The 8,158-nt window shown below is 73.0% G+C and carries 9 protein-coding genes; 4 read left to right on the forward strand and 5 right to left on the reverse strand.

Going from position 1 to position 8,158, the window contains the following annotated elements; genetic code table 11:
- The 3 genes from menD to MU407_RS13070 all read right to left on the reverse strand — a co-directional run.
- Positions 1-1,637: 2-succinyl-5-enolpyruvyl-6-hydroxy-3-cyclohexene-1-carboxylic-acid synthase (gene menD, locus MU407_RS13060; protein ID WP_281507933.1), on the reverse strand; the 1,637-nt coding region annotated here is incomplete at its 3' end.
- Between the two features lie 29 nt (positions 1,638-1,666).
- A complete protein-coding gene (locus MU407_RS13065) occupies positions 1,667-1,984 on the reverse strand; it encodes a hypothetical protein (protein ID WP_246958145.1) in 318 nt (105 codons plus the stop codon).
- Positions 1,981-2,964: an o-succinylbenzoate synthase gene (locus tag MU407_RS13070; RefSeq protein WP_246958147.1), complete on the reverse strand. Its 984-nt coding sequence runs from the start codon at positions 2,962-2,964 to the stop codon at positions 1,981-1,983. The genes MU407_RS13065 and MU407_RS13070 overlap by 4 nt, the downstream gene beginning before the upstream one ends.
- A 242-nt stretch (positions 2,965-3,206) precedes the next feature.
- Between MU407_RS13070 and MU407_RS13075 the strand changes: the two genes are divergently transcribed.
- On the forward strand, positions 3,207-3,803 hold the full coding sequence (locus MU407_RS13075) for a hypothetical protein (protein WP_246958149.1): 597 nt from the start codon (positions 3,207-3,209) through the stop codon (positions 3,801-3,803).
- Positions 3,804-3,842: 39 nt separating this feature from the next.
- Here MU407_RS13075 and MU407_RS13080 read toward each other — a convergent pair whose 3' ends face one another.
- A complete protein-coding gene (locus tag MU407_RS13080) occupies positions 3,843-4,235 on the reverse strand; it encodes a type II toxin-antitoxin system VapC family toxin (protein WP_146007694.1) in 393 nt (130 codons plus the stop codon).
- Positions 4,236-4,239: 4 nt separating this feature from the next.
- On the reverse strand, positions 4,240-4,470 hold the full coding sequence (locus MU407_RS13085) for a type II toxin-antitoxin system prevent-host-death family antitoxin (RefSeq protein ID WP_246958151.1): 231 nt from the start codon (positions 4,468-4,470) through the stop codon (positions 4,240-4,242).
- Between the two features lie 279 nt (positions 4,471-4,749).
- Between MU407_RS13085 and MU407_RS13090 the strand changes: the two genes are divergently transcribed.
- From MU407_RS13090 to MU407_RS13100, 3 genes are all read left to right on the forward strand, one after another.
- On the forward strand, positions 4,750-5,754 hold the full coding sequence (locus tag MU407_RS13090; RefSeq protein ID WP_246958153.1) for a 1,4-dihydroxy-2-naphthoyl-CoA synthase: 1,005 nt from the start codon (positions 4,750-4,752) through the stop codon (positions 5,752-5,754).
- Between the two features lie 5 nt (positions 5,755-5,759).
- Positions 5,760-7,133 (forward strand): AMP-binding protein, encoded by a 1,374-nt coding sequence (locus tag MU407_RS13095; RefSeq protein ID WP_246958155.1) that lies wholly within the window; start codon positions 5,760-5,762, stop codon positions 7,131-7,133.
- A gap of 93 nt (positions 7,134-7,226) precedes the next feature.
- On the forward strand, positions 7,227-8,123 hold the full coding sequence (locus tag MU407_RS13100; protein WP_246958157.1) for a 1,4-dihydroxy-2-naphthoate polyprenyltransferase: 897 nt from the start codon (positions 7,227-7,229) through the stop codon (positions 8,121-8,123).
- The last annotated feature ends 35 nt before the right edge of the window (positions 8,124-8,158 follow it).

The raw sequence follows: 8,158 nt of genomic DNA on the forward strand, positions 1-8,158 counted from the left end.
GAGCACCTCCGGTGCATCGCACCACACGGACAGCGAGGCTCCGAGCACCGGGTCCGCCTCCCCCACCGGCACCGGCGGGATCTCCACGTGAACATCCTGGGCGGCGAGGCCCATGAAGCGGCGGGGGGGGGAGGGGGGCGGGGGGGGGGGGGGGGGGCGGGGGCCGCGGCGGCGGGGTCGGCGGCCGCGGCAGCCCGGCCGTGCTGAGCGGCGTGGCCGTTCCCGCGCGCGAGGGCGATCCCGCCGGCGCCGGCGATGGTGCCGTCGATCCCGGCGAGACCCCGGTTCGCGATGACGCGCGCGGGCGTGGCCCCGGCGTGCTGCTCGAGGTCGCGGACGAGGGAGGAGGAGCCGAGGACCAGGGTGTCCTGGGCGGTGGAGCTGTGCCAGACAGCGAGAGCGGCGCGGACCTGCCAGGGCAGGTCGGCGGGATCGGCGGCGAGAGCGCGGCCGCGGTCCTGCCAGGCGGTGAGGTGCTCTGTGCGTTCGGTGTGTTCGGTGGCGTTCGCGGGGGCGGCGGTCGCAGCGGAGACGACGAGCGCGGCCGTGCGGGAGGCGTCGTTCCAGGTGGGGTGCGGATCCACGACGATGACCTCGACGTCCGGGGCTGCGAGCAGGCCCCCGAGCACGGGGCGAGAGAGCGTCGGGTGACCGAAGACGATCGCGCGGCGGGGCCGCAACGGATCGACGGGGCCCTGTTCCTGGGCCGCCATGATCTCGGCGAGGAGGCGCGGGTAGGCGGGGACCAGCTGGGCGCCGTCGCCGCCGCGGGCCCCGGAGCTCGGCTCGGCCAGCAGCGGCAGGTGATGCTCGGCCGCGAAGGCCCGGGCGGCATCCCCGGCATCGTCCCCGGCCACGACGACGGTGCGGGCGTCCACGGGGATCTCCACGGGCTGGGCGGGGCCGATGGGGATGCGCCGCGTGACGGTGATCGGGGAGGAGGGGCCCGTGGTGCCGCCTGCGGGGTCGCGTCCGGGGTCGGCCGGAGGTACGCCCGCCCCGTCGGCCGTGGGGATCCGTCCGCCCGTCGGCACCAGGGGATCACGGAACCCAAGGTTCAGGTGCACCGGGCCGGGGTGCTCGCCGGTCGCGGCGGCGACGGCGCGGGCGGCCTCATTCGCGATAGTGCGCAGCTCAGCGGGGGTCGCCTCGGCGGCGGTCGGGGCGGGCAGATCCACGCGATGGCGCACGAAGGGAGCGAACAGCTCGGTCTGGGCGGTGGTCTGGTTCGCGCCGGTGCCACGCAGCTCCGCAGGACGGTCCGCGGTGAGGACGAGCAGCGGGATGCGGGAGTGGTGGGCCTCCATGACGGCAGCCAGCAGGTGCGCGGTGGCGGTGCCGGAGGTGGTCGCCACGGCCGCGGGGTGCGCCCGGTCGGCGCGGGAGAGGCCGAGGGCGGTGAACGCGGCGGTCCGCTCGTCGATGCGCACATGCGCGGCAAGGGGCTGCTCGCGGCCTGGGTCAGCGAGGGCGTAGACGAGCGGGGCGGAGCGGGACCCGGGAGCGAGGACCGCGTGGCGCACGCCGAGCGCGGCGAGCGCCCGCCACAGCACGACCGCGGCATCGACCGCCCCGGAGCCGGTGGCAACCGGGGTCACGGTGAGCGGCTGTGGGGCGGTGCGGTGCGGGTCCGGCATGGTGGCCAGGGTAGTGGGAGTGACCGGACTCAGAGCCACCACGTCGTGCCCAGGCGCACCGTGAATCCCTCACGGCCGAGAGCCTCACCGATCGCGCGGTACTCGCCTGTCAGACGGCGGGCGGTCGCGGCGGGCGGTGGCACGTGGTCCTCGCAAAAGGCGTCGCCGTAGTGCTGCTCCATCTCCTCCCCGAAGCGGTGGATGCGGGCGCGGAGCTCGGCGGGCAGCACGTCCTCGACGGGCGGCGGGTCTGGGAGGGTGGGGCCAGGCTCGAAGGTCGCGTCGTCCCAGTCGAGGATCACGCAGTAGTCCCAGTCCCACCAGATCCCCGTCGGCAGCGCGGTCATCGCGCGAGCACCTGCGCGCAAGCGGCCAGGCGCTGCTCCCAGGCCTCGGCGAGGGCGGGCGGTGCGGCGTGACGGGTGAGGAGGTCCTCGTCGGGGTTGGGGCGGCCGACGGGCAGCTCGCCGCCCCGGGCGAACAGCGGCTGCGCGGTCAGGTCCCCCGTGAGCAGGGAGGCGGTGCCGAGCCCACAGGCGTGTTCGAGCTGTGGCAGCGCGGCCGCGAGGGCGAGGCCCGCGGAGAGGCCGATGCTGGAGTCGATCGCGGAGGAGACGACGACGGGCAGCCCGGCCTGGGCCGCGAGATTCAGGCAGCGGCGGATCCCGCCGAGTGGCTGCACCTTCATGACCAGCACGTCGGCGGCCTCGGCGCGGGCCACGCGCAGGGGGTCCTCAGCGCGGCGCACCGACTCATCGGCGGCGATGGGGATATCGAGCGCGCGGCGCAGGGCGGCGAGGTCGGGGATGTCCGCGCAGGGCTGCTCGGCGTACTCGAGTCCCCCAGCGGCGCGGTCCAGCTGCGGAAGGGCACGGCGGGCTTCGTCGAAGGTCCAAGCGGCGTTGGCGTCCACGCGGATCCTCCCGGTGGGGCCGAGGGCCTCGCGCACGGCGGCCACGCGGTCGAGATCCTCGGCGAGGGAGCCGCCGGGGTCGGCGACCTTGACCTTCGCGGTGCTCGCCCCGCCCACGCGGGCCAGCCGCCCGGCGAGCGCGGGGCCCACCGCGGGCACGGTCGCGTTCACGGGGATGGCGGTGCGCTGGGGCTGCGGGCGCTCGGTGGTGGCGTCCTCGAGAGCAGCGGCGAGCCAGGCGGCGGATTCTTCGGCCTCGTAGTCGTGGAAGGGAGAGAACTCGGCCCAGCCGGCCGGACCGTGCAGGAGCACGCCGTCACGCACCTCGATGCGGCGAAAACGCGTGGTCATGGGGATCGCCCAGGCGTGGGCGCGGTCGATGCCGAGGTCACGGAGCGAGCCAGGGATCTGCATCCGGCCAGGGTAGTCGGGGCGGGCGGGGCAGAGCCGAGGGCGGGCTGAGTGCGGGCCGGTAGCGATCTGGGGCAGGCTGAGATGGCTGGGCGCCGGTGGTAGCGAAGGAATTCGACCTTTGAGCGGCACGCCGCATGCAATATGCAGGGCACGTGCCGCTAAGAGGTCGATTCCCTCCGCACGGTCTCGACATGACAGCCGTCATGGGTCCAGAGCACGAGGCTCGTGCCACGATGCTGCGTATGACCTCCGTGGACTCCCCTGCCCGCTCCTCCTCCGCTACCCGCCGCGGGCTCGATCAGCCACTGCACCCCTCGGTGACCGGCAGCATCGTCGGCCTGGTGGGTGGATCACTGTTCATGCTTGCCAATCGGGGCGCGCTGCCGGGGCCATGGCCGATGCTCGCTCTGGTGGCGTGGGTGGTGCTGGCCGCTGCGACCGTCTGGGCGGTGTTCCTAGCGCGGCGAGGTCTGCCGGAGCTGCCTGCGCCGCATCCGCGGGCCGGCATGGTCTACGGCCTTGCGATGCTGGGGATGGTGGCGCTGTTCCTGCTCTCGCGCCCGCTGTCGCTGCTGCTCTCGCAGGTGGCCGGGCAGGATCCCACGGCGATCCAGCCAGCCCTGATCGTGCTGGCCGTCGGGGCGCACTTCCTGCCGTTCGCGGGGGTGTTCCATGCGCCGGTATTCGGCCGTCTGGGCGCAGCGCTGTGCCTGCTCGCTCTGGCCGGGGCGGGGCTCGCCGCAATCTTCGGGGCGCCGTGGGGTGCGGCGACCGCGGTGGCCGCCGGAGCGGTCATGCTCGGCGCGCTGGTCATCGCGGCGCTACGGCCCGGGCGCTGAGGCGTCTGGGCTACAGGGCCAGCGTCCACCTCGGTGCGTTCAGGGCGTCATGCAGCGAAGGCCCGGCACCTCTTGAAACACCTCGTCCGCACTGACCAGCGTGAGGCCGCGACGTGCCGCCTGTGCGCAGAGCATGCGGTCGAAGGGGTCGCGGTGGTGCCAGTTCATACTGCCTGCAGCCGCCATATCCTGCGCGGTGAGGGGGACATCCTCGATGCCGTAGTCGTGCAGACGTTCGGTCCACGCCCATGCCAGCGGTGCAGCCTGGGGCCATTTTCCGAGGCGAACCTTCTGGGAGACCTCGAAAGCACTGGCGCTGGAGGCCCACAAGCTGCTGCTCGGGTCTTCGAGGACGGAACGGGTAGAGGGTGACAGCTCGTCAGGGCTGGCCATCATCCAGAAAATGACATGGGTGTCGAGAAGAAGGTCCATCACCTCACTCCCACTCCGCGAGCTCGTCCTCGTCCATGGGGGCGAGGAGAAGCGCTCGATCTACGGCGAGTTCGGGATGCCGACCGAGCTCACGCCGCGGAGGCTCCTCCAGCGCAACGATCCGCGCCATTGCGGTACCCGACCGCGCCAAGGTGATCTCCTCTCCCCGGACTGCCCTCGACACCAGCTCCGAGAGACGCGCCTTGGCCTCGGCGATATTCACCTGAGTTGACATATCACCAGCATACGGCCAGCTGACCACGCTGACCAGATCAGGATGGTCAACTAACCCTCGCTCCCCATACCCACCCGCCGACGCGCTCACTCGGCGACGAGCCGCGGGCGGTGGAAGCCGCGCCAGCTGCCGGGCCCGGACCGTCCCTGACGGTCATGTGGTGTGCTGTTATGTCCACGGTCCTGATCTGCACGCCCCCGTCGGCCCTGACCCATGACCGGGGTCATGGGCGGGGCACCGGCGAACGTGGCGGGAACCGGTCCCGACTACCCTGGCCCCATGCCCGAAGCCACCCCGCCCACCAGCCCGCTGCCGCAGAAGGTGTCCGACACCTTCGACCCCGCCCGCTGGCGCGATATCCCCGCCAACGAGCATGGCGGCGCAGCGTTCACCGACATCACCTATCACCGCGGGGTGGAGCGTGTGGACTCTCCCGACGGGGAGCGCACCGAGCATGACCTGCCCGTGGTGCGCATCGCCTTCGATCGGCCCGAGGTGCGCAACGCCTTCCGCCCCCACACCGTGGATGAGCTGTACCGGGCGCTCGACCACGCACGGTTGGACACCGGGGTGGGGGTGATCCTGCTGACCGGCAATGGCCCGTCGGCCAAGGACGGTGGACATTCCTTCTGCTCGGGCGGTGACCAGCGCATTCGCGGGAAGTCGGGCTACGAGTACGACGCCGCCGAGGAGTACGCCGACACCGCCGCCGTGCGCACCCGCTCGGCGGGGCGCCTGCACATCCTCGAGGTGCAGCGCCTCATGCGCACGATGGGCAAGGTGACGATCGCGATGGTGAACGGCTGGGCCGCCGGCGGGGGGCATTCCCTGCACGTGGTGGCCGATCTGTCGATCGCTTCGCGCGAGCATGCGCGGTTCAAGCAGACCGACGCGAACGTCGGCTCCTTCGACGGCGGCTACGGCTCCGCGTACCTCGCCAAGCAGGTGGGGCAGAAGCGGGCGCGGGAGATCTTCTTCCTCGCCGAGGAGTACTCCGCCCAGGACGCCTACGACTGGGGCGCCGTGAACCGCGTGGTCGACCACGCCGAGCTCGAGGACGAAGGGCTACGGATCGCGTCAGTCATCGCCACGAAGTCCCCGCAGGCCATCCGCATGCTGAAGTTCGCCTTCAACCTGGCCGACGACGGTCTCATGGGCCAGCAGGTCTTCGCCGGGGAGGCGACGCGGCTGGCGTACATGACCGATGAGGCGCAGGAGGGGCGCGATGCATTCCTCGAAAAACGCGCCCCGAACTGGACCGACTTCCCCCACCCGCAGGGCTGAGCGCCATGACCGACACCACCACGGGCCTGCTCTGGCTGCAGCCCGAGCCTTACGACGCCTCCGCTCCCTCGCTCACCGCCCACGCGGACGCGATCGGCCAGGTCATGGCGGGGACGGGTCGGCTGTGGCTGGGCCCCTTCGCCCCGCCTGCCCAGCTGCCCGAGGGGTTTGAGGAGACCGCGCTCGTGGTCCCGACCTCCGGGTCCACGGGCCTCGCCAAAGCGGTCGCGCTCACCCGGGAGGCGCTGCTCGCCTCGCAGGACGCGACCGCTGCGGTGTTCGCGGCCGATGGCACCGCCGCCGAGACGCGCGGGCACGGGTTCTGGCTGCCGCTGCTGCCACCCACCCACATCGCCGGAGTGCAGGTCATCGCCCGCGCCTACCGCACGGCGCAGGTGCTGGGACTGGACGCGCCGGCACTCCCCCGGGTGCTGCCGGATCTGCGCGGACACTTCGACGCCACCGCCTTCGTGGCCCTCGCCGAACCGGCCCTCGAGCAGGCCCGCACGGCCGGTCTGCCGGCCTTCACCTCGCTCGTGCCCACGCAGCTGACCCGCATCGTCACCGGCGCCACCGGGGCCGACGCCCGCGCCCGCGGCCTGCTGAAGAAGTTCGCCGCCGTGCTCGTGGGCGGCGCCGCGACCCCACGGGAGGTGCTCGGCCGTGCCCGCGGGCAGCGCATCCCCGTACGCACCACCTACGGCTCCTCCGAAACTGCGGGCGGCTGCGTCTACGACCGCCAGCCCCTGCCCGGCGTGACCCTCACCGTCGAACGCCCCGACGCCGAGGGCGCCGGACGGCTCCTCGTCGGCTCCCCCACCCTCGCTACCGGGTACCTCACCGACGGCGGCGGCGCGGACACCTCGGACTTCAGTCTCGCGCCGGGGGCCGGGACCGGGGCTGTCGGGGCTGGCGCTGGGGCCGTCGGGTCTGGTGCTGGGGCCGTCGGGACTGGTGCTGGGGCCCGTCGGACCTTCCGCACCTCGGACCTCGCGATCGTGGGGGCCGACGGGGCGCTGACCGTCCTGGGCCGCGCCGATGACGTGATCACCACCGGCGGGCTGAAGGTGCAGCCGCAGGATGTGGAACGCGCGATCGACCGCTCCCTCATGCTGCGCGGCCTGGTGCGCGCTGCCGTGGTGGTGGGCGTCGAGGATCCCGAGTGGGGGCAGCGGGTGGAGGCGCTCGTGGTCCTCGAGCCCGGGGCGGTGCCCGCCGAGGCCGGTTCGCTGGTCCGTTCGGCGCTGCGCACCACGGACGTGGATCCGCACATGATCCCGCGGCGCGTGCACGTGGTGGAGGAGCTGCCGCTGCTGGGCATCGGGAAGGTGGACCGCGCCGCGGCCCGCCGGATCGCCGCCGAGCGCAGCCGGGATTGACGCAGCACCTTGCCCGGGTGGGGAGCGCTCGTGACCGAGATGGGCGCGCTCCGGGGCGACGTACACTCGGGGCGTCGTCGCAGAAGGAGCAGCATGGCCAGCCTGTCGCAGTGGGTGCAGGGCGCCCGCCCCCGCACTCTCCCCGCGGCTCTCGCCCCCGTCGCCGCCGGCACCGGCGCCGCGATCTGGCAGCTGAACTCCAGCCAGGGCGGCATCGACCTCGGGCACGTGCTGCCGCGAGCGCTGCTCGCCCTGCTGGTGGCGTTTGCGATGCAGATCGGCGTGAACTACGCCAACGACTACTCCGACGGGATCCGCGGCACCGATGAGGACCGGGTCGGGCCCTTCCGCCTCACCGGCTCCGGCGCCGCCGCCCCCACGACCGTGAAGCGCGCGGCGATGCTGTCCCTCGCGCTCGGCGGGGTGTTCGGCGTGGTGCTCGTGGTGATCTCGCAGATGTGGTGGGCGCTGCTGGTGGGCGCTGCCGCGATCGCCGCCGCCTGGTTCTACACCGGCGGGAAGAAGCCCTACGGCTATCTGGGGCTCGGCGAGCTGTTCGTGTTCGTCTTCTTCGGGCTCGTGGCCGTGAACGGCACCGCCTTCGCGATCACGAAGCAACCCAGCTGGGTGATGCTGCTGGTGTCGGTGACGATCGGGCTGCTGGCGGTGGCGCTCATGCTCACCAACAACCTGCGCGACATCCCCACCGATGAGCTCGCCGGGAAGCGGACGCTTGCGGTGCGGCTCGGGCAGCAGGGCACGCGGGCGCTGTATACCGTCACAGTGCTGGGCCCGTTCGTGCTGCTCATCCCGCTGTTCGTGGAGCACTGGCCGACGCTGCTGGTGCTCGCCGCGCTGCCGCTCGCGATCGGGCCGGTCCGCGCGGTGCTGGGCGGGGCGCGGGGACGGGACCTGATCCCGGTGCTCGGCGCCACCGGGCGGCTCGAGCTCGTCTACTCGCTGCTGCTGCTCCTGGGCCTCGTGCTCTGAACCCCGGGGCAGGGCCCCTCCCCTCACGCCCTGTC

The sequence above is a fragment of the Brachybacterium sp. Marseille-Q7125 genome (assembly GCF_023062615.1).
In the GTDB taxonomy this organism is placed as follows: domain Bacteria; phylum Actinomycetota; class Actinomycetes; order Actinomycetales; family Dermabacteraceae; genus Brachybacterium.

Excerpts from the sequence above, each read along its gene's own strand:
- MU407_RS13100 (WP_246958157.1), top strand. The coding sequence starts at position 7,227 with ATGGCCAGCCTGTCGCAGTGGGTGCAGGGCGCCCGCCCCCGCACTCTC.
- MU407_RS13090 (WP_246958153.1), top strand. The coding sequence starts at position 4,750 with ATGCCCGAAGCCACCCCGCCCACCAGCCCGCTGCCGCAGAAGGTGTCC.
- MU407_RS13080 (WP_146007694.1), bottom strand. The coding sequence starts at position 4,235 with ATGGACCTTCTTCTCGACACCCATGTCATTTTCTGGATGATGGCCAGC.
- MU407_RS13095 (WP_246958155.1), top strand. The coding sequence starts at position 5,760 with ATGACCGACACCACCACGGGCCTGCTCTGGCTGCAGCCCGAGCCTTAC.
- MU407_RS13065 (WP_246958145.1), bottom strand. The coding sequence starts at position 1,984 with ATGACCGCGCTGCCGACGGGGATCTGGTGGGACTGGGACTACTGCGTG.
- MU407_RS13070 (WP_246958147.1), bottom strand. The coding sequence starts at position 2,964 with ATGCAGATCCCTGGCTCGCTCCGTGACCTCGGCATCGACCGCGCCCAC.
- MU407_RS13085 (WP_246958151.1), bottom strand. The coding sequence starts at position 4,470 with ATGTCAACTCAGGTGAATATCGCCGAGGCCAAGGCGCGTCTCTCGGAG.
- MU407_RS13075 (WP_246958149.1), top strand. The coding sequence starts at position 3,207 with ATGACCTCCGTGGACTCCCCTGCCCGCTCCTCCTCCGCTACCCGCCGC.